Genomic DNA, 18,755 nt, shown 5'->3' with positions numbered 1-18,755 from the left:
TCTGCATCTGAATATGAAGAGGCCCCGCTGGTTCGACCGGCGGGGCCTTTTTTTGGGACTGTTACTTGCTTCCTCTCCGCCGTCGTTCTCGGGTCAAGCCCGAGAATGACGGCAGGATAGGGAGGGGGGAAGGAGGCGTGGCTACTTCGCCCGGAACGCCGCGATCGCCTCGACGGTCTGGCGCACCTTAGCCTCGATGCCGGCCCAGTCCTTCGCCTGAATGGCGGCCTCGGTAATCAGCTTGGACCCCATTCCGGTCGCCACGATGCCGGCGCCGAACCATTTTGCGATGGAGGCTTCATCCGGGTCGACGCCCCCGGTCGGCATGATCTTGCTCCAGGGCATGGGGCCCAGCACCGCCTTGACGAAGTCCGGTCCGCCGACGGATGCGCCGGGGAACAGCTTGACGATCTCGCAGCCCAACTCCTGCGCCTCGGAGATGTCGCGCACCGAGCCGCAGCCGGGCGAATAGGCCACCTGGCGACGGTTGCAGACGCGGGCGACCTCTGGGACCAGGCAGGGGCTGATGACGAAGCGCGCGCCCGACGCCAGGTAGAGGGCCGCCGTCGGCGCATCCAGGATCGAGCCCACGCCCATGATGATGTCGGGGTCGGTGCGCGCGAACTCCTTCGACAGGGCGGTGAAGGTCTCCCAGGCGAAGTCGCCGCGATTGGTGAACTCGATCGCCTTGGCGCCGCCGCGCGCGCAGGCCCGGATCACCTCGACGCAGACCTCGAAATCGGGGTGATAGAAGACCGGCACCACGCCCTGGGTTTCAAGGGCGGTGAGCACGCTGAGGCGGTCGTGGCGCATGGGGTCTCCTTCGCAAGTCTGACGGCCGCAGATCGACGGTCGTCGCCCTTGGCGTCAAGGGCGGCGGGGATCAATCCTGGTAAGCGCCGCTATTCGGCGGTCGCCAGCTCCACCAGCCGCTTCACCATGGCGCTGTCCGCATCGGCCAGAGGGTCCAGCACGGTGAAGTGGTCGGCCCCCTCGACGATCTCGACATGGGTGTCGGCGCCCTTGCCGCCCCAGGCGGCGGCCATTTCGCGGCTTTGGCGGACGAACTCATTGCTTTCGTCGCCGCCCACCCAGCAGTCCAGGGCGGTGCCGCCGGGCGTCGCGCCGTTCGGCGCGGGCCAGTGGATCGGCGACAGGGCGCGCGCGACCGGCGTATCCAGCTTCAGCGCCTCGTTCAGCGAGGTGTGGACCAGCGGCTCCAGGTCGAACACGCCCGAGATCGCCAGCGCCGCCCGCGCCCGACCCTCGGACAGCATGCCCGCCGCCATATGGCCGCCGACCGAATGGCCGAACACCAGCGGCCGTTTGCCGGTGCGCGCGCGGACGAACTCCGTCGCCTCGCGCATCTGGCCGATGATCTTGCCGACCGTGACGGCGGGCGCCAGGTCGTAGCCGGGGACGACGACGCTGATCCCATGCTCCAGCAGGGCGGGCGCCACCCAGGCGAACCAGCCGCGGTCCAGCGCCTGCCAGTAGCCGCCGTGCATGAAGACGGCGACGGGCGCGCCCGCGCCCGCGTCGAACCACTCCATCTTCTGCCGTTCGGACGGGCCGTATTCGATCGTCTCGGGCCGCCGGGCGTCGATCACCCGCAGCGAGTCCTTGCGCCAGCGATCCAGAATGGCGGGGTGGCCCGGCACGCGGGCGCGGTTGTTATAGGCCGCCTCATAGGCCGCGGCCCGTTCCATCTGCGTCGCCTCGGGCGACAAAGCCTTACCCATGTCGTCTCCATCCGCTAGAGACCTCCGCTTGAACGGGAGGCTTGAAGGCCATGATGACCGCCATTTTCGTCTTCATCAAATGCGAGTTGGGCTACGCCAACGATGTTGCGGCCGATCTGGTCGATAATGTCGAGAATGTGAGCGAGGTCTATTCGACGTCGGGCCAGCATGACCTGCTGGCCAAGTTCCAGCTGCCCAAGGACGCCGACATCGGCACCTTCGTGACCAAGCAGGTCCAGACGCGCCCGCACATCCGCGACACCTTCACCGTCATCACCTTCTCGCCCTTCCTGCCCTCGAAGAAGTAGGGTTCCGTTTTCAAAAAGGACCGGCTAGCGTCCTTCCCAAGCAAGAACGCGAGGGAGGGCGGCCATGGCCGATCTGGAGACGTTCCGCGCGCAGACGCGCGCCTGGCTGGAGGCGAACTGCCCGCCGGAGTGTCGCGGCGCGCCGCCGCTTGAGGCGGATATGGTCTGGGGCGGGCGCAACGCCGTCTTTCCGACCCCAGCGCACAAGGTCTGGCTGGAGCGCATGGCCGAACGCGGCTGGACCGCGCCGGAATGGCCGAGCGAATACGGCGGCGGCGGGCTGAGCCGCGAAGAGGCCAAGGTGCTGGCCGCCGAGCTGCGCCGCATCAAGGCCCATCCGGCGCTCTACAGTTTCGGCGTCTGGATGCTGGGGCCGGCCCTGCTGGCCTTCGGCACCGAGGAACAGAAACAGCGCTTCCTGCCGCCCATCGTGCGCGGCGAGATCCGCTGGTGTCAGGGCTATTCCGAACCGGGCGCCGGGTCCGACCTCGCCTCCGTCCAGACCCGCGCCGTGGATCAGGGCGACCACTGGATCGTCAACGGCCAGAAGATCTGGACCTCCTACGCCGACAAGGCCGACTGGATCTTCTGCCTGGTCCGCACCGACCCGGAGGCGCCCAAGCATCTGGGCATCAGCTTCGTGCTGTTCGACATGGCGACGCCGGGCGTGACGACACGGCCCATCACACTGATCAGCGGCAAGTCGCCCTTCTGCGAGACCTTCTTCGACGACGTGCGGGTCGAGAAGGAGAACCTGATCGGCGCGCTGAACCGCGGCTGGGACGTGGCCAAGGCCCTGCTGGCGCATGAGCGGACCATGATCGGCGCCATGGGCGACACTGGCGTCGGCCGCCCGCTGGGACAGGTCGCGGCCGATAATCTGGGGCTGGACGAGGCCGGGCGGCTGGACGAGCCGCTGCTGCGCGCCCGCATCGCCGATTACGACATCGACGCCGCCGCCTTCCGTCTGGCGATGGAGCGGGCGGGCGATCAGATGAAGGCGAAGCAGGCCCATCCGGCCATCGCCTCCATGCTGAAATACTACGGCTCGGAGCTGAACAAGCGCCGCCACGAACTGGCCATGGCGGCGGGCGGATCGGAGGCGCTGGAATGGGAAGGCGACCGCTCGAACGACGGCCAGGCCGCCCGCGACTGGCTGCGCACCAAGGCTAACTCCATCGAGGGCGGCACCAGCGAAGTCCAGCTCAACATCATCGCCAAACACCTGCTGCAACTGCCGGGAGCCTGAGCCCATGCCCCTGATCCTGACCGAAGAGCAGACCCTGCTTCAGGACGCCGCCGACGGCTTCCTGAAAGAACACGCGCCCATCGCCCACTTGCGCCAGTTGCGCGACAGCCGCGACCCCGACGGCGTCTCGCGCGACCTATGGCGGGCGTTCGGCGAGATGGGCTTTTCCGGCGTCGTCATCCCTGAGGAAGACGGCGGATCGGGCCTCGGCGCCGTCGAGGCGGGCGTCATCGCCGAAAGTCTGGGCCGCACCCTGACGCCGTCGCCCTTCATGGGTTCGTCCGTGCTGGCGGCGACGGTGCTGAAGACGGCGGGATCAGAGACGCAGAAGCAGTGGCTGGGCCGGATCGCGGCGGGCGAGGCCATCCTCAGTCTCGCCGTCGACGAAGGGCCCAAACACGCCCCGGCGAAGATCGCTGCGCGCGCCGAACGCTCCGGCAACGGCTTCAAGCTGAACGGCGCCAAGGGCTTCGTGCTGGACGGCCATGTCGCCGACGCCCTGATCCTCGCGGCGCAGACGGATGAGGGCCTGACCCTGTTCCTGATCGATCCGGCGACGTCGGGCGTGACGGTCGAGCGCACCGTCATGGTCGACGCCCACAACGCCGCCCGCGTGACCCTGAGCGAGGTTCAGGTCGACGCCGACGCCGTTATCGGCGCTGTAGGCGAGGGACAGGGGCCGCTGGACGCCGCCTTGACGCTGGGCCGCGCCTGCGCTGCTTCGTCGCTGGTTGGGGCAGGCGATCAGGCGTTCAAGACCACCCTCGACTATCTGAAAACCCGCAAGCAATTCGGCAAGCTTATCGGCGAGTTTCAGGCTCTCCAGCACCGCGCCGCCCACCTGTTCACTGAGCTGGAACTGGCCAAGGCGGCCACGCTGGCCGCGCTTCAGGCCATCGACGAGGGCCGCCCCGACGCCGAACAGGCCGCCGGCATCGCCAAGGCCAAGGCGGGCCGCGTCGCCGAACTGGCGGTGCAGGAGGCGGTCCAGATGCACGGCGGCGTCGGCATGACAGACGAGTTCGACGTCGGCCTGTTCATGAAGCGCGTCCGCGTCCTGAACGAGCTGCTCGGCGACGCCCACTTCTACGCCGAACGCCTGGCCCGCGCGCAAGGATTCTGACGCTTCTCGTTTGATCCAGGGCAAAGCCGTGCGGCTCGGGGTGACGGTTGGGCGAGGATCGCTTACACCTCCCGGCAAGGGAGAAACGACATGACGCGATCCAACGCGCCTGCCTATCAGACAGGCTTCGCCAACCACTTCGCCACCGAGGCGGTGGACGGCGCCCTGCCGGTCGGCCGCAACTCGCCGCAGCGCCCGGCGCTGGGCCTCTATGCCGAACAGCTGTCGGGCGCGGCCTTCACCGCTCCGCGCGACCACAATCTGCGCAGCTGGCTGTATCGCCTGCGGCCCTCGGCCCAGCACGGGCCGTATCAGCCGTTCGCGCAAGGCCGCGTGCGCTCCGGCCCTTTCACCGAGACGCCGCCCAATCCCAACCGGATGCGTTGGGATCCCCTGCCCATGCCGGACCAGCCGACCGACTGGGTCGAGGGGCTGACCACCTACGGCGGCAACGGTTGCGCCGATTCCGGCACGGGGGTGGGCGTCCACCTCTATGTCGCCAACCGCTCGATGGTCGACCGCGTCTTCTATTCCGCCGACGGCGAACTGCTGATCGTGCCGCAGCACGGGACGCAGCGTTTCGTCACCGAGATGGGGGTGATCGAGGCGGCGCCGGGCCACATCCTCGTCATCCCGCGCGGTGTCCGCTTCCGCGTCGAGGTGGACGGAGAGGCGCGCGGCTATGTCTGCGAGAACTACGGCGCGCCCTTCCGCCTGCCGGACCTCGGCCCCATCGGCTCCAACGGTCTGGCCAATCCGCGCGATTTCGAGACGCCGGTCGCCGCCTTCGAGGATGTGGATCGCTCGACTGAGTGCGTTCAGAAATACGGCGGCCAGCTGTGGGCCACGACCTTCGACCACAGCCCGCTGGACGTGGTGGCCTGGCACGGCAACTACGCCCCCTATCGCTATGATACGGCGCGGTTCAACACCATCGGCACGGTCAGCTACGACCACCCGGACCCGTCGATCTTCACCGTCCTGACCTCGCCCAGCGACACGCCCGGCACGGCCAACTGCGACTTCGTCATCTTCCCGCCGCGCTGGATGGTGGCCGAGGACACCTTCCGTCCGCCGTGGTTCCACCGCAACGTCATGAGCGAGTTCATGGGGCTGATCTTCGGCGAGTACGACGCCAAGGCGGGCGGCTTCGCCCCCGGCGGGGCCAGCCTGCACAACCGTATGAGCGGCCACGGACCGGATCAGGCCAGCTGGGACGGCGCGACCAAGGCGGACCTCAAACCGCACAAGATCGAGAACACCCTGGCCTTCATGTTCGAGACGCGGATGCCGATCCGCACCACGGCCTGGGCGGAACAGACGCCGTTGATGCAGCTGGACTACGACGACTGCTGGACCGGCTTCGAGAAGGGCAAGGTCTGACCGCCTTCAAAGCGATATGAAAAGGGCCCCGCCGCGATCGCGACGGGGCCCTTGTTCTGTGCGAGGTCTGCTTAGGACTTCGGCGGGGTGTTCGAGGTGGTCATGCCGCCGTCGCGATTGCCGGCCTCAGCCTTGATGGCGTCGGCCTTTTCATCGGCCTTCTTCTCCACGGCGTCCGCCTGAGCGTTCAGGGCGTCGGCCTGGGCTGCGGTCGGGGCGGCGTCGGCCTGGTTCTCAAGCTGGGTCGCCGTCACATCGGCCTGAGCCTCGACGGCGTCGGCGCGGGCGTCGGCTTCCTTTTCGGCCGGGTTCTGGCAGGCGGCCAGGCCGGTCAGGGCGGCGATGGAGACGGCGGCGAGAACGAGTTTGCGCATGATGGTGCTCCAGATGGTTGAGCCTTGGAAACTCGCTGGATCACATTCGGTTCACGCACCTGTGATCACATTTTCAGCCCGCCTCGGCGAAGGCCACGCGCGCGGCGCCCAGCAAGGCGGCGTGTTTATGCAGGATCACCTTGGTCGGAATGGCGGCCATATAGTCCTGGAACCGACCCTTGCGCTCGAACCGTCGACGGAAGGGGCTGGCCTGGATGAAGGGCAGGATGCGCGGGACGATCCCGCCGGCGATATAGACTCCGCCGCGCGCCCCGGTGGTCAGGGCGATGTCCCCGGCGACAGCCCCCAGCATGGCGCAGAAACGGGCCAGGGTGGCGCCGCAGGGGCTGGTCGGATCCTCCAGCGCCTGGGCGGTGATCTGGGCGGGATCGTCGATATGGGTCTCGCGTCCGTCGATCTCGGCCAGGGCGCGGTGCAGGTTCAGCAGGCCCGGCCCGCAGATCAGCCGTTCGATCGAGACGCGGTCGTAGCGGCGACGCAGGATGCGCAGGACTTCGTCCTCGACTTCGTCGCCTGGCGCGAAACAGGCGTGGCCGCCCTCGCTGGGCAGGGCCATCTCGCGGCCGTGGGCGTCGCGCGCCAGGGCGGAGACGCCGAAGCCCGTGCCCGGCCCGACCAGGGCGATGGCGGCGTGGGGATCGCCCTGGGCCGGGCCGCCCAGGGACGCCAGTTCGTCTTCGGGCACGACCGGCGCGCCCCAGGCCAGGGCCTCGAAATCGTTGATCAGCCGGATCGGGTTCAGCCCCAGCGTCTGAAGTTCGCCCTCCGACACGCGCCAGGGCGAGTTGGTCAGGTCGATGGCGCCGTCCGTCACCGGCCCCGCCACGGCGATGACGCCGCCCGTCGGCTTGACCGGACAGCCGTCGAGATAGGCCTTCACGCCGTCCAGAAAGGTCGGGTGGGTCTCGGCGGGGAAGCCCTCGAAATGCTGCAGCCGGGGGCGACCGTCGACCATGCGGGCTAGGGCGAAGCGAGCGTTTGTGCCGCCGACGTCGCCGACCAGAAGCAGGGGATCGGTCATGCGGCTCTCCTTCAGGCGTCCACGGCGCGATCGACCAGGTTGGGATCGGGCGGGCCGTCGACGTGGCCGTTCGCGCCGATGGGGGCGACGAAACAGACGCTGGCCCCTTCCTCCGCCGTCGACACAGCCTGACGGAAGGCGCCGAACAGCTCACGGCCATAGCCCCAGGACGAACCCTCGGCATGGGCGCGCGAGCGCGTCGCCGCCGGGCGCGCGCCCAGGTCGCCGACCCCGACCGTGGTCAGCACACCGGCCTCCGGGTCCAGCCGGATCAGGTCGCCGTCGCGCACGTGGGCCAGGGGGCCGCCTGCTAAGGCTTCGGGGCTGACGTGAATGGCGGCGGGCGTCTTGCCGCTGGCGCCCGACATGCGGCCGTCGGTGACGAAGGCGACTTTGAAGCCCTTGTCCTGCAGCACGCTGAGCGCCGGCGACAGGCTGTGCAGTTCGGGCATCCCATTGGCGCGCGGTCCTTGGAAGCGCAGCACCACCACGACATCGCGGTTCAGCTTGCCGTCCTTGAAGGCTTGAAGCGCGTCTTCCTGGGTTTCGAACACGGCGGCGGGGGCCTCGACGATGCGGTTCTCAGGCTTCACGGCCGAGATCTTGATGACCGCCCGTCCCAGATCGCCCTGCACCAGCCGCAGACCCCCCTCGCGGTCGAACGGGTCCGAGGCGGGGCGCAGGATGCTGAGGTCCAGACTCTCCTTCACCGTGTCGCGCCAGACCAGTGCGCCGTCCTCCAGCCGGGGCTCCTTGAAATAAGGCTCCAGCCCTTGGCCCATGATGGTGGTCACGTCGGCGTGCAGGTTGCCCGCCTCAACCAATTCGCGGGTGACGAAGGCGACCCCGCCCGCCGCCTGGAAGGCGTTCACATCGGCCGAACCGTTCGGATAGACCCGCGCCAGCAGCGGCGTGACCGAGGACAACTGGTCCATGTCGGTCCAGTTGATCAGCACCCCCGCCGCGCGCGCCATGGCGACCAGATGGATGGCGTGATTGGTCGAGCCGCCGGTGGCCAGCAGGGCGACGATCATGTTGACGATGGTCTTCTCCGACACGACGTCGGCCATGCGTCCGCGCCCCTCGCGCGCCAGCTCGATCGCCCGCCTGGCCGCCGCCGCCGTCAGGGCGTCGCGCAGGCCGGTGTCGGGGTGAACGAAAGCGGTCGAGGGCAGGTGCAGCCCGGCGACCTCCATCATCATCTGGTTGGAATTGGCCGTGCCGTAGAAGGTGCAGGTGCCGGGCGAGTGATAGCTGGCGATCTCGCTCTTCAGCAGTTCAGCGCGACCGATCAGCCCCTGGGCGTATTCGGCGCGGACGCGGGCCTTCTCGGCGTTGGGAAGACCGCTGGGCATCGGTCCGGCCGGGGCGAAGACGACGGGCAGGTGTCCGAACGCCAGCGCTCCCATGAACAGCCCCGGCACGATCTTGTCGCACACCCCCAGCATCAGGGCGGCGTCGAAGGCGTCGTGGGTCAGGGCCACCCCTGTCGACATGGCGATGACGTCGCGGCTGAACAGGCTCAGCTCCATGCCGGGGCGGCCTTGGGTGACGCCGTCGCACATGGCCGGGGTTCCGCCCGCCACCTGCGCCGTGGCTCCGACCTCGCGTGCGGCCTTGCGGATGATCTCCGGAAAGTGCTCGAACGGCTGATGCGCCGACAGCATGTCGTTATAGGCGGTGACGACGCCGAGGTTGGGCTGGGCGCCGGTCATGGCTGTCAGCTTGTCCGCCACCGTCTGCCCGGCGAAGGCGTGGGCCCAGTTGGCGCATGACAGCTTGGCCCGACCCGACCCGGAGCCGGTCGCCGCGTCCATGCGGCGCAGATAGTCGGCGCGGGTCTTGCGGCTGCGTTCGACGATACGGGCGGTGACGCCCGTCACCACGGGATTGAGCGCCATCAGTCGGCCTCCGTCCAGATTACTTCAAGGGGGGCGTTCGCCGCGACCAGGGCGGCGATGGGGCTGACGGCCGGATCGCCGGCCGCCTCACGCTCGAACACGGCGCGTTTCTTGGCCCCGGTCAGGGCCAGCACCACGCATCGCGCCGAGACCAGCCACGGCAGGTTGAGCGTCAGTCGCTCCTGCGGCGGCGCCGCGCCGTCACGCCCGGCCGGCACGCCATAGACGGCGGGTTTCAGGCTGGGGGTCAGCAGGGTGGTCAGCGTCGGACTGCCGGGGAACATCGAGCAGATATGCCCGTCCTCGCCCATGCCCAGCAGGACGGCGTCCAGCGGGCGGCCCTCAGCGGCCAGCGCCTGAGAGGCGAGGGCGGCCGCGCGATCCACCGTCACGGCGGGGCTGTAGAGCGGGATAAACCGCACGGCGGCGGCCGGGCCGGTCAGCAGGGTTTGTTTCAACAGGGCCGCGTTCGAGGCGGGTGAAGCTTCAGGCACATAGCGTTCATCCACCAAGGTCGCCGTGACCTTGGTCCAGTCGAGATCGGCCTGCGCCAGCCGTGCATAGATGGGCGAGGGCGTCGATCCGCCCGACCCGGCGAACAGGGCGCGCCCGTCGGCGGTCAGAGCCTCCGCCAGCGCCCCGGCCAAGCGGTCGGCGGCGGCCTCGGCCCAAGTATCGCGGGTGGGGAGCCTCTGGATCATGCCGACACTTCCCTTCTCCCTTGGGGGGAGAAGGTGGCTCGCGGAGCGAGACGGATGAGGGGGCTGTGTCTACCCGCTCGACCTTTGATGTAGTGTCCGCATCGGGCGTCCCCCTCATCCGAGCCGCGCTGCAGCCCGCCTTCTCCCCCGAGGGGAGAAGGAAGAGTGTTTGCGTTTCTCATCTCACGTTCCACTTCCGTCCCGTGCGCGACAGCAGCAGGTCGGCCGCCTCCGGTCCCCAGCTGCCCGCCGCATAGTCCAGCGGTTTGCACTCGCGACACGCCCAGGCGTCCGCCAGCTCATCGACCCATTTCCAGGCCTGCTCGGCCTCGTCCCGGCGCACGAACAGAGTGGAGTCGCCGTTGAGGGCGTCCAGCAGCAGCCGCTCATAGGCGACGCGGCGACGCGGCGGGGCGGCCTCCTTGCCGTCCTGCCCCCACGACAGGCTCATCCGGATCGGCTGAAGCTGCATGCGCTGCTCCAGCCCCGGCTTTTTGTTCATCACCGACAGGGAGATGTCCTCGTCCGGCTGAAGCTCGATCACCAGCCGGTTGTCATAGATGTCGCCGCGCTCGCCGTGACCGAAGATGGAGTGGGGCACCGGCTTGAACTGGATGACGATCTCGGTGCGCTTCTCGGCCAGCCGCTTGCCGGTGCGCATGAAGAAGGGCACGCCCGCCCAGCGCCAGTTGTCGATGTCGGCGCGGATGGCGACGAAGGTCTCGGTGTCCGACGGCTGGCCGCGCTCGGTCTGATAGCTTTCGACCGGGCGTCCTTCGACCTTCCCGGCGGCATACTGGCCGCGCACGGTGACGCGTTCGGCGTCCTCGGCGGTGACGTGGCGAAGCGAGCGCAGCACCTTCACCTTTTCGTTGCGCACAGAGTCGGGGTCCAGATCGCTGGGCGGCTCCATCGCCACCAGACACAGCAGTTGCAGCATATGGTTCTGCACCATGTCCCGCAGGGCGCCGTATTCGTCATAATAGGGCCAGCGGTCGCCGACGCCGACCGTTTCTCCGATCGTGATCTGCACATGGTCGATGGTCAGATTGTTCCACAACGGCTCGAAGATGGCGTTGCCGAAGCGCAGGGCGATTAGGTTCTGCACCGTCTCCTTGCCGAGATAATGGTCGATGCGGAACACCTGGCTCTCGTCAAAGGCGTGAGCCACGGCGTCGTCGATGGCGCGGAAGCTTTCCAGATCGCGCCCGACCGGCTTCTCCAGCACGATGCGGTCGTCGGGACCGGCCAGACCGGCCGTCTTCATCGCCGTGACGATGCGGCCGTAGAGCGAAGGCGACACAGCCAGGAAAGAGGTGATCGGGCCATCGCTCGTCAGCGCCTTCAGCGCGCGCAGGCTTTCGGCGTCGGTGGCGTCCACCGCCAGGTAATCGAGCCGCCGGGCCAGGCGCGCCCAACTGGCCTCGTTCCAGGCGCCGTCGGCCTCGGCGCGGGGCTGCACCGCCTGGCGCACCTTGGCGATGTAGTCCTCGGCGGTTTCCTGCGACCGGGCGGCGCCGATGATCTTCAGTTCCGGCGGCAGAAGCCCGTCATGATCCAGGAAGTAGAGCGACGGCAACAGCATCCGCATGGCCAGGTCGCCGCCGCCGCCGAACAGGATCAAAGCCGCCATCTTGAGGCCTCCCTTGCAGAAGATCGGCCCGCCAAGCGTGACCGTGGTCAGCCAGAGTGATTGGCCGGTTCCGCCCGCTGGGCCAAGACGTCCAGCACGTCCTGAAACACCATGTGACGCGCGTGCAGAAGCACCAGCAGGTGATAGATCAAATCCGCCGCCTCGCCGGCGAGTTCCGTATTATCTCCCGCCGCCCCGGCCAGGGCTGTCTCGACGCCCTCTTCACCGACCTTCTGGGCCGCGCGTTTGGGCCCCTGCGCGATCAGCCGCGCGGTCCAGCTGTCGTTGGGATCGGCCTTCGCCCGGACGTGAATGGTGCGCTCCAGCCGCCCGATGCGGCCCAGGCCGGGCGCGTCCTCCTCGCCGAAACAGCTGATGCGGTTCAGGTGGCAGGCGTTTCCGACCGGGCGCACTTTCACCACCACGGCGTCGCCGTCGCAGTCGGGCGTCACCGAGACGACGTTGAGGAAGTCGCCCGAGGTCTCGCCCTTGCGCCACCGTCCGCCGCGCGAGCGCGAGAAGAAGGTGGCCTGTCCGCTGTCCAGCGTCTCGCGCAGCGCCGCCTCGTCCATATAGGTCAGGGTCAGCACCTGAAGGGTGTCGGCGTCCTGCACCACGGCCGGGATCAGCCCGCCGCCCTTGGCGAAGTCCAGTTGGGAGAAGTCGATCTGAGAGATGTCGAGGGTCATATCCTCACCTCCACGCCTTGCGCATCCAGGTAACGCTTGAGTTCCGGGATCGCGATCGCGCCTGAGTGAAACACGCTGGCCGCCAGCGCGCCCGACACGTCCGCCTCCACGAATACATCGCGGAAGTGCTCGGCAGCTCCGGCCCCGCCGGACGCCACCAGCGGAATGGTCAGCCGACGCCGCGCCTCCGCCAGTTGCGCCCTGTCATAACCGCGCCGCACCCCGTCCTGATCGATGCAGTTCAGCACGATCTCGCCGGCGCCCAGCTCCTGCGCCTCGACGATCCACTCCATCGTCAGCCGCCCGGCGCCGCGCCGCGCGTCCGGATCGCCGGTGTATTGGTGCACCCGCCATTCGCTGTCCTGAAAGGCGCTGTCGACGCCGACGACGACGCATTGCCGCCCCAGCCGCTGCGCCATCTCGCCGATCAGTTCGGGCCGCTCCAGCGCGGGCGAGTTGATCGACACCTTGTCCGCCCCGTGATCGAGGCACCGCGCCGCCTGTTCCACGTTGCGGATGCCGCCCGCGACGCAGAAGGGAATGTCCAGCAGCCGGGCGATGTCCTGCACCCAGCCATAGTCCAGCGTGCGCCCCTGCGGGCTCGCGGTGATGTCGTAGAAGACCAGTTCGTCGGCGCCCTGATCGCGATAGCGCGCGGCCAGTTCGGCGGCGTCGCCCATGTCGACGTGCCCCTCGAACCGCACGCCCTTGACCACGCGGCCGTCCTTCACGTCGAGGCAGGGGATGATGCGCCTAGCGGTCATTGGCCGAAACCGGAGCCATGTTCACGGCCCTGATGGCTTCGGCCACGGTGAAGCGGCCGGCGTAGAGGGCGCGGCCGGTAATGGCGCCGGCGCAGCCGATGGCCTTGGCGGCGATCAGGTCGTCCAGACCGGCGGCCCCGCCCGAGGCTTGAATCTCCAGCTCGGGGCGACGACGGATGGCCTCGGACAGCAGCTCTTGGTTCAGGCCGGTCAGGGCGCCGTCGCGACCGACGTCCGTGATCAGGATGTGGCGCAGCATCCCGACCGGATAGCGCTCCAGCACGCTCCACAGACCCACGCCCGACGACTGGGTCCAGCCCTTCAGGGCGGGCACGGGCAGGCCGTCCTCATAGCGGACGTCCAGGGCCAGGGCGATGGCGTCGGGGCCGAACTGCTCCAGCCATTTCAGCACCTGATCCGTGTCGGTGACGGCCAGCGAGCCGATGACGACACGGCTGATCCCGGCGCCCAGCAGGTGCTCGATATCCTTTGCCGAGCGGACGCCGCCGCCGGACTGAACCTTGATGTCCACGGCCCGGGCCATGTCGCCGATCAGTTCATACTGACGCGCCTCGCCGGCCTTGGCTCCATCCAGATCGATCACGTGGATCCACTCGGCCCCTTCGGCGGCAAAGGCCGCCAGCCGGTTGGCGGGGTGGGAATCATAGCGGGTCACGTGATTGAAATCGCCGTGCAACAGGCGAACCGCATGGCCCTCGATCAGGTCAATGGCGGGATAGATGATCACGCGGGCAACTCCAGGAAGTTCTTCAAGATACGCGCGCCGAGGACGGCCGACCGTTCCGGGTGGAACTGGCAGCCCCAACGGTTGGCGCTGTTGACCACGGCGGGCACGGGCGCGCCATAGTCGGCGGCGGCGAGGGTCGCCGGACCGTCGGGGCAGACGAAGCCGTGAACGAAATAGGCCCAGTCGCCGTCTTTCACGCCGTCCAGCAGCGGGTCGTCGCGGCGGATCGTCAGACGGCTCCACCCCATATGCGGCGACGGGCGCGACGGGGCGGGAAGGATGGCCTCGACCCGACCGGGGATCAGCCCCAGCAGGTCGGCCCCGCGGTCTTCTGCGCTGGCGTCGAACAACAGCTGCTGGCCCAGGCAGACGCCCAGCAGCGGACGTGGAAACCGGCGCAGCGGTTCGATCAGGTCCAGCGCCTGCAGTCTCTGCATGGCGTAACCGGCCGCGCCGACGCCGGGCAGGATGATCCGCTCGGCTTCAGCCACATCGGCCGGATCGTCGGTGATCCGCACCCGCGCGCCCAGCCGCTCCAACGCGAACCGCACCGAGGCCACATTGCCCGAGCCGTAACCGATCAAGGTGACGTTCACAGCACCCCCTTGGTGCTCGGCACGACATCGCCCTCGACCCGGATCGCTTGTCGCAGGGCGCGGCCCAGCGCTTTGAACACGGCCTCGGTCTTGTGGTGGTCGTCGTCGCCGGTGACGCGGACGTGGACGGCAGCGCCCAGATTCTCGGCCAGCGACCGTACGACATGCGCCGTCAGGTCGGTGCGGTAATCGCCCAGCATCGGCGTCGCGAACGTTCCCTCGAACACCGGATAGGGCCGCCCCGACAGGTCGATAGACACAGCCGCCTCGGCCTCGTCCATCGGCAGCACGAAGCCGTAACGGCCAATGCCGCGCCGCTCGCCCAGCGCCTGTTTCAGCGCCTGACCCAGCGCAATGGCGCAGTCCTCGATCGTGTGGTGCGGGTCGATGTGCAGGTCGCCTTCGCACGCCAGGCGGATCGAGAACCCGCCGTGCGCCGCCACCTGTTCGATCATGTGGTCGAAGAAGCCGACGCCGGTTTCGATCTTCACCGGCCCGGGGCTGTCCAGATCGACGGCGCAGACGATGCGCGTCTCCTTGGTGTCGCGGATCGCCTGACCCGTGCGGCTGCGGCGCGCGGCGGGGCTGGCGGCGCCGAGCGCGGCCAGCAGGCGGTCGTTGACCTCGGGCTTCAGCGAGACGGGCAGGCGCAGCCGCTCGCCTGCCGGATCGGCGCTCAACCCGTAACGGCGCAGGGCCTCTACGGCGCCTGTCGGGTCGGAGGGTCTGGCGATGATCACCGGCCCGACCCCGGCCTCCAACGTCATGATGCGCGACAGGGCCTCGGCCACGCGGACGCGCTCGCGGCGCACGGCGCTGATGCGTTCGGCCGTTTCCATCATCCGCGACGGGTCCAGCGCCTGCATCGCCAGCCGCACCGAGACCTCGGGCAGGGCGTAGGGCTCAAGCACGCTGGCCAGCCGCGCCAGCGTCTGCGCCTGTGCTATCGCCGCCCCGACCCGCGCCCCGGCCAGCCCATAGGCCAGCGACAGGCTGCGCAGCACGATCAGATTGGCGTGGTCCTTCACCACGACGGCGGCCGAGGGGGCCTCGGCGAACTCGACCAGCCCTTCGTCCACGACCAGCAAGGCGGGGGCGACGCGCTTGGCCATCTCGGCCACGGCCTCGGACGAGCCGAGGGCGCGGATGACCACGGTGGCGGTGTCGGCGTCTTCGGCCGGGCGCGCATAGAGTGCGGCGAGCGCCTGATAGGGTTCGGCGTCGGGCGCCTGCACCCTCAGCCCGTCACGCGCGGCCACGCGCCAGACCAGTTCCAGCCCGTGCGTCAGTCCGCGCGTCGGCAGCACCTGATCGGCGCCGACGCCATAGAGGGCGGCCATGCGGGCCGCCAGCACGGCGGGCTCGGCCGGATAATGCTCCAGACCGTCGCCGCCCGACACCAGTGGGGGATAAGGGGCGGGCAGCGTCATGATCCTTCTCCCCTCGTGGGAGAAGGCAACCTGCGCAGCGAGACGGATGAGGGGGCTGTGTCCGCGCATGAGAGGGAGGAGGGCGAGGCAAGCACACCCCTCATCCGAGCGCCTCCGGCGCCCACCTTCTCCCTCAAGGGGAGAAGGAAGAGATCGTTGGTCATCCCGCGCTCCTCAGATCGGCGGCCCTCGCGTGGGCTTCCAGCCCCTCCATCCGCGCCAGTGCGGCGGCGACGGGGGCCAGTGCGGCGGCGCCCGGTTCGGTGACGGTCTGCACCGACATGGTCGTCATGAAGCTGGCGGTGGTGACGCCGCCCAGCGTCCGGGCCGCGCCGTCGGTCGGCAGGACGTGGCTGGGCCCCGCCGCATAGTCGCCCAGCGTCTCCGCCGCCCAGCGCCCGACGAAGACGGCGCCCGCCGCGCTGATCCGTTCGACCAGCCGCTCGGCTTCTTCCGTCTGGATCGACAGGTGTTCGGGACCATAGAGGTTCGCCACCTCGCACGCCTCGGCCATGTCGCGCACGCGGATGGCGCGGGCCTCGGCCAGCGAGGCGCGGGCGATGGCGGCGCGCGGCAGGCTGTCGACCTGACGTTCGACCTCGGCGATGATCTCGCTCAGGGCCGTGCCGCTGTCGGAGACAAGGATCACCTGCGCATCGGCGTCGTGCTCGGCCTGGCTTAACAGGTCGGCGGCGACGATCTCGAAATCAGCGTCGCGGTCGGCGATGACCAGCAGTTCCGACGGCCCCGCAGGCAGGTCGCAGGCCGGGCCGCCGGGCAGGGACGAGGCGTAGCGCTTCGCCCCGGCCACATAGGCGTTGCCGGGACCGAACAGTTTGTCGACGGGCGCGATGACGCCGTCTTCCAGTTCGGCGCCGAAGGTCAGGGCGGCGATGGCCTGCGCCCCGCCCAGCAGCCACAGCTCGTCCAACCCCGCCTCGGCGGCGGCGGCGATCATGGCGGGATGGACCGAGCCGTCCTTGGACGGCGGCGTCACGGCGACGCGCCGCCCGACCCTGGCCACGTCCGCCGGTATGGCCAGCATCAGCAGCGATGAGAACAACGGCGCCGTCCCGCCCGGAACATAAAGCCCGGCCGAGCCGATGGGCCGCCAGACCAGTTTCGACTTTACGCCCGGCGTGGTCTCGATGAAGGGCGTGTCCTCTGGCCGGGTCGCCTGATGGAAGACGCGCACATTGTCGGCGGCGACGCGCAGGGCGCGGGCGGCGGCGGGCGGCAGGTCGCGGCGGGCCTTGGTCGCGGCGGCCTCGGTGACTTCGATGCGGCGCGGGGCGGCGCCGTCCAGTCGGGTCGCCCAGTCGGTCACGGCCTCGCCGCCGCGCGCCCGCACGTCGTCGAATATCTCGCGCACCACGCTGGAGACGAAGCCTTCAGTGCGGCGCTGCGGGCGGGCCAGGGCGGCGGTGCGTCCGGCGGCGTCGAGTTGGTTCCAGTCGATACGCTTCATCACATCATCTTCTCGATGGGCAGTACTAGGATGGCCGACGCCCCTTCCGCCTTCAGTTTCTCCAGCGTCTCCCAGAAGACGGCCTCCTGGCAGACGGCGTGGACGGCCACGGCGTCGTCGCGCCCCGACAGGGGCATGACCGTCGGCGACCCTGCGCCGGGCAACAGGGCGGTGATCCGATCCAGCGCCGCGCGCGGGGCGTTCAGCATCACGTATTTGGCGCCCTGAGAGGACACCACGCCGGCCATCCGCTCGACGATGGAGTCCAACAGGTGCTGCAGACCCGCTTCGGGCGCGGTCGGCGCCTTGATCAGCACCGCCTGGCTGTCCAGCACGGTGTCGCGCGCCGTCAGCCCGTTGGCCTCCAGCGTGGCTCCCGTCGAGACCAGATCACAGATGGCGGCGGCCAGCTTCAGCCGCGGCGCCACCTCGACCGCGCCGCGCATGGTGACGATGTCGGCCTGCACCCCCGCCTCATCCAGAAAGCGGCGCAGGATCCTGGGGTAGGAGGTGGCGATCCGCAGCCCTTGCAACGACGACGGTCCGGCGTAGTCCAGCCCCGGCGGCGTCGCGATCTTCAGCGTGCAGCGGCCGAAGCCCAGCGGCATGACGACCTCTGCGTTCGGGCCGCCGTTCTTCACCTCTTCCAGCACGTTCTCGCCGACGATGCCCAGATCGCAGACCCCGTCCGCCACGAAGGTCGGGATGTCGTCGTCGCGCACCCGCAGCAGGTCGATCGGATAGTTCTCGATCCGGTACAGCAGATCGTTGTTGCCCTTGATCACGCGCAGGCCCGCATCGCGGACCAGATCGAGGCTGCGTTCGGCCAGGCGGCCGGATTTCTGGACGGCGATGCGCAGCCGCCCCTGAACCGTACTCATGATCTCATCTCAGGCTTTCAGTCTGTCCAGCACCAGCCGATAGCCCTGGTGCGGCATGTCCTTCAGGGAGCGCGCGACGCGCACGACAGTGGTCGGGCTGGCCGGCGCCTCGGCGGCGATCTCGCGATAGGTCTTGTCCCCGGCGTCCAGCATCCGCGCCACCTGCCACCGCTCGGCCATGGCGCGCAGCTCGGCCGGGGTGCACAGATCGGCCAGAAAGGCGTCCGCCTCCTCCCGCGTTTTCAGCGAAAGCAGGGCGTCCAGCAATGCGGTCCTGGCGGCGTCGGTGCTCATGGCGCGTTCCATTATGCTGTAACAATGGAACGGTCAACCTGCTTCCCGGTCTGTCGTGCTCAGAATGGATGCAAAGGCGGTGGCGCTTCGCTTCCGGCGTCTCTATCTGCGCTGTCATGAGCAAGGTTGTGATCATCGGCGCGGGACACGCGGGGGGCTCGGCGGCGGCGCTGCTGAGGCAGTATGGGTTTGAGGGCGAGATCGTCCTGGCGGGGCAGGAAAGCGCGCCGCCCTATCAGCGGCCGCCCTTGTCGAAAGCCTGGCTGAAAGGGGAGGCGGGTCTGGAAGACCTGCTGCTGCGCCCCGAGAGCTTCTACGCCGAGCAGAATATCGCGCTGCGCACCGGCGTCACGGCGAGCGCCATCGACGCGGCCGCCAGGACCGTGACCTTCGCCGACGGAACGGTCGAGACCTACGACGTGCTGATCC

The 18,755-nt window shown here is 69.0% G+C and carries 20 protein-coding genes; 5 read left to right on the top strand and 15 right to left on the bottom strand.

Going from position 1 to position 18,755, the window contains the following annotated elements:
* Positions 1-141 precede the first annotated feature (141 nt).
* Both BJP32_RS11980 and BJP32_RS11975 read right to left on the bottom strand, forming a co-directional pair.
* The gene (locus tag BJP32_RS11980) at positions 142-813 is read right to left on the bottom strand and encodes a bifunctional 4-hydroxy-2-oxoglutarate aldolase/2-dehydro-3-deoxy-phosphogluconate aldolase (protein WP_046652282.1); all 672 of its coding nucleotides are present in this window, start codon (positions 811-813) and stop codon (positions 142-144) included.
* Positions 814-902: 89 nt separating this feature from the next.
* Positions 903-1,742, bottom strand: a complete 840-nt coding sequence (locus BJP32_RS11975; protein WP_046652281.1) for an alpha/beta hydrolase — start codon at positions 1,740-1,742, stop codon at positions 903-905.
* A gap of 50 nt (positions 1,743-1,792) precedes the next feature.
* On the opposite strand from BJP32_RS11975, the gene BJP32_RS11970 reads away from it, so the two are divergent.
* The 4 genes from BJP32_RS11970 (at position 1,793) to hmgA (ending at position 5,805) form a co-directional block, all read left to right on the top strand.
* The gene (locus BJP32_RS11970; protein ID WP_040347054.1) at positions 1,793-2,050 is read left to right on the top strand and encodes an Lrp/AsnC ligand binding domain-containing protein; all 258 of its coding nucleotides are present in this window, start codon (positions 1,793-1,795) and stop codon (positions 2,048-2,050) included.
* Between the two features lie 64 nt (positions 2,051-2,114).
* Positions 2,115-3,299 (top strand): acyl-CoA dehydrogenase family protein, encoded by a 1,185-nt coding sequence (locus BJP32_RS11965; protein ID WP_046652280.1) that lies wholly within the window; start codon positions 2,115-2,117, stop codon positions 3,297-3,299.
* Positions 3,300-3,303: 4 nt separating this feature from the next.
* A complete protein-coding gene (locus BJP32_RS11960) occupies positions 3,304-4,422 on the top strand; it encodes an acyl-CoA dehydrogenase family protein (RefSeq protein ID WP_046652279.1) in 1,119 nt (372 codons plus the stop codon).
* A 90-nt stretch (positions 4,423-4,512) separates the two neighbouring features.
* Positions 4,513-5,805 carry a homogentisate 1,2-dioxygenase gene (gene hmgA, locus BJP32_RS11955; RefSeq protein WP_046652278.1) on the top strand — a complete coding sequence of 431 codons (1,293 nt, stop codon included), beginning with the start codon at positions 4,513-4,515 and terminating at the stop codon, positions 5,803-5,805.
* 71 nt (positions 5,806-5,876) lie between these two features.
* On the opposite strand, the gene BJP32_RS11950 is transcribed toward hmgA, so the two are convergent.
* The 13 genes from BJP32_RS11950 to BJP32_RS11890 form a co-directional block, all read right to left on the bottom strand.
* The gene (locus tag BJP32_RS11950; protein ID WP_076224290.1) at positions 5,877-6,179 is read right to left on the bottom strand and encodes a hypothetical protein; all 303 of its coding nucleotides are present in this window, start codon (positions 6,177-6,179) and stop codon (positions 5,877-5,879) included.
* 73 nt (positions 6,180-6,252) lie between these two features.
* Positions 6,253-7,221, bottom strand: a complete 969-nt coding sequence (gene glk, locus BJP32_RS11945) for a glucokinase (RefSeq protein ID WP_046652275.1) — start codon at positions 7,219-7,221, stop codon at positions 6,253-6,255.
* 11 nt (positions 7,222-7,232) lie between these two features.
* Positions 7,233-9,122 carry a phosphogluconate dehydratase gene (gene edd / locus BJP32_RS11940; protein ID WP_046652274.1) on the bottom strand — a complete coding sequence of 630 codons (1,890 nt, stop codon included), beginning with the start codon at positions 9,120-9,122 and terminating at the stop codon, positions 7,233-7,235.
* On the bottom strand, positions 9,122-9,823 hold the full coding sequence (gene pgl, locus BJP32_RS11935; RefSeq protein WP_046652272.1) for a 6-phosphogluconolactonase: 702 nt from the start codon (positions 9,821-9,823) through the stop codon (positions 9,122-9,124). Before pgl ends, edd begins: the two co-directional genes overlap by 1 nt.
* Positions 9,824-10,001: 178 nt before the next feature.
* Positions 10,002-11,456, bottom strand: coding sequence for a glucose-6-phosphate dehydrogenase (zwf, locus tag BJP32_RS11930; protein ID WP_046652271.1), 1,455 nt, complete (start codon positions 11,454-11,456; stop codon positions 10,002-10,004).
* Positions 11,457-11,503: 47 nt separating this feature from the next.
* Positions 11,504-12,145 carry a bifunctional phosphoribosyl-AMP cyclohydrolase/phosphoribosyl-ATP diphosphatase HisIE gene (hisIE, locus tag BJP32_RS11925; protein WP_046652270.1) on the bottom strand — a complete coding sequence of 214 codons (642 nt, stop codon included), beginning with the start codon at positions 12,143-12,145 and terminating at the stop codon, positions 11,504-11,506.
* Entirely contained in the window at positions 12,142-12,909 is a 768-nt protein-coding gene (hisF, locus tag BJP32_RS11920) for an imidazole glycerol phosphate synthase subunit HisF (RefSeq protein ID WP_046652268.1), read from the bottom strand. The genes hisIE and hisF overlap by 4 nt, the downstream gene beginning before the upstream one ends.
* Positions 12,899-13,657, bottom strand: a complete 759-nt coding sequence (locus BJP32_RS11915; protein ID WP_046652266.1) for a 1-(5-phosphoribosyl)-5-[(5-phosphoribosylamino)methylideneamino] imidazole-4-carboxamide isomerase — start codon at positions 13,655-13,657, stop codon at positions 12,899-12,901. Before BJP32_RS11915 ends, hisF begins: the two co-directional genes overlap by 11 nt.
* Positions 13,654-14,253 carry an imidazole glycerol phosphate synthase subunit HisH gene (gene hisH, locus BJP32_RS11910; protein WP_046652265.1) on the bottom strand — a complete coding sequence of 200 codons (600 nt, stop codon included), beginning with the start codon at positions 14,251-14,253 and terminating at the stop codon, positions 13,654-13,656. Before hisH ends, BJP32_RS11915 begins: the two co-directional genes overlap by 4 nt.
* Entirely contained in the window at positions 14,250-15,683 is a 1,434-nt protein-coding gene (gene hisB / locus BJP32_RS11905) for an imidazoleglycerol-phosphate dehydratase HisB (protein WP_076224289.1), read from the bottom strand. Before hisB ends, hisH begins: the two co-directional genes overlap by 4 nt.
* Positions 15,684-15,843: 160 nt before the next feature.
* Positions 15,844-17,151, bottom strand: coding sequence for a histidinol dehydrogenase (gene hisD, locus BJP32_RS11900; protein WP_076224287.1), 1,308 nt, complete (start codon positions 17,149-17,151; stop codon positions 15,844-15,846).
* Positions 17,151-18,032 (bottom strand): ATP phosphoribosyltransferase, encoded by an 882-nt coding sequence (gene hisG, locus BJP32_RS11895; RefSeq protein WP_076224286.1) that lies wholly within the window; start codon positions 18,030-18,032, stop codon positions 17,151-17,153. The genes hisD and hisG overlap by 1 nt, the downstream gene beginning before the upstream one ends.
* A gap of 9 nt (positions 18,033-18,041) precedes the next feature.
* Entirely contained in the window at positions 18,042-18,326 is a 285-nt protein-coding gene (locus BJP32_RS11890) for a YerC/YecD family TrpR-related protein (RefSeq protein ID WP_112999704.1), read from the bottom strand.
* Between the two features lie 116 nt (positions 18,327-18,442).
* Between BJP32_RS11890 and BJP32_RS11885 the strand changes: the two genes are divergently transcribed.
* The coding region (locus tag BJP32_RS11885; RefSeq protein ID WP_158043310.1) for an FAD-dependent oxidoreductase at positions 18,443-18,755 on the top strand (313 nt) is incomplete at its 3' end.

This window comes from Brevundimonas sp. ZS04 (genome assembly GCF_001956865.1).
In the GTDB taxonomy this organism is placed as follows: domain Bacteria; phylum Pseudomonadota; class Alphaproteobacteria; order Caulobacterales; family Caulobacteraceae; genus Brevundimonas; species Brevundimonas diminuta.
Note: the sequence above shows the minus strand (reverse complement) of the source record. Positions and strands in the feature narration are given on the sequence as shown.

What these genes read in the sequence shown, in the direction of transcription:
- BJP32_RS11980 (WP_046652282.1), bottom strand. Translation starts at nt 813, where the DNA reads ATGCGCCACGACCGCCTCAGCGTGCTCACCGCCCTTGAAACCCAGGGC.
- BJP32_RS11975 (WP_046652281.1), bottom strand. Translation starts at nt 1,742, where the DNA reads ATGGGTAAGGCTTTGTCGCCCGAGGCGACGCAGATGGAACGGGCCGCG.
- BJP32_RS11970 (WP_040347054.1), top strand. Translation starts at nt 1,793, where the DNA reads ATGATGACCGCCATTTTCGTCTTCATCAAATGCGAGTTGGGCTACGCC.
- BJP32_RS11965 (WP_046652280.1), top strand. Translation starts at nt 2,115, where the DNA reads ATGGCCGATCTGGAGACGTTCCGCGCGCAGACGCGCGCCTGGCTGGAG.
- BJP32_RS11960 (WP_046652279.1), top strand. Translation starts at nt 3,304, where the DNA reads ATGCCCCTGATCCTGACCGAAGAGCAGACCCTGCTTCAGGACGCCGCC.
- hmgA (WP_046652278.1), top strand. Translation starts at nt 4,513, where the DNA reads ATGACGCGATCCAACGCGCCTGCCTATCAGACAGGCTTCGCCAACCAC.
- BJP32_RS11950 (WP_076224290.1), bottom strand. Translation starts at nt 6,179, where the DNA reads ATGCGCAAACTCGTTCTCGCCGCCGTCTCCATCGCCGCCCTGACCGGC.
- glk (WP_046652275.1), bottom strand. Translation starts at nt 7,221, where the DNA reads ATGACCGATCCCCTGCTTCTGGTCGGCGACGTCGGCGGCACAAACGCT.
- edd (WP_046652274.1), bottom strand. Translation starts at nt 9,122, where the DNA reads ATGGCGCTCAATCCCGTGGTGACGGGCGTCACCGCCCGTATCGTCGAA.
- pgl (WP_046652272.1), bottom strand. Translation starts at nt 9,823, where the DNA reads ATGATCCAGAGGCTCCCCACCCGCGATACTTGGGCCGAGGCCGCCGCC.
- zwf (WP_046652271.1), bottom strand. Translation starts at nt 11,456, where the DNA reads ATGGCGGCTTTGATCCTGTTCGGCGGCGGCGGCGACCTGGCCATGCGG.
- hisIE (WP_046652270.1), bottom strand. Translation starts at nt 12,145, where the DNA reads ATGACCCTCGACATCTCTCAGATCGACTTCTCCCAACTGGACTTCGCC.
- hisF (WP_046652268.1), bottom strand. Translation starts at nt 12,909, where the DNA reads ATGACCGCTAGGCGCATCATCCCCTGCCTCGACGTGAAGGACGGCCGC.
- hisB (WP_076224289.1), bottom strand. Translation starts at nt 15,683, where the DNA reads ATGACGCTGCCCGCCCCTTATCCCCCACTGGTGTCGGGCGGCGACGGT.
- hisD (WP_076224287.1), bottom strand. Translation starts at nt 17,151, where the DNA reads ATGAAGCGTATCGACTGGAACCAACTCGACGCCGCCGGACGCACCGCC.
- hisG (WP_076224286.1), bottom strand. Translation starts at nt 18,032, where the DNA reads ATGAGTACGGTTCAGGGGCGGCTGCGCATCGCCGTCCAGAAATCCGGC.
- BJP32_RS11890 (WP_112999704.1), bottom strand. Translation starts at nt 18,326, where the DNA reads ATGAGCACCGACGCCGCCAGGACCGCATTGCTGGACGCCCTGCTTTCG.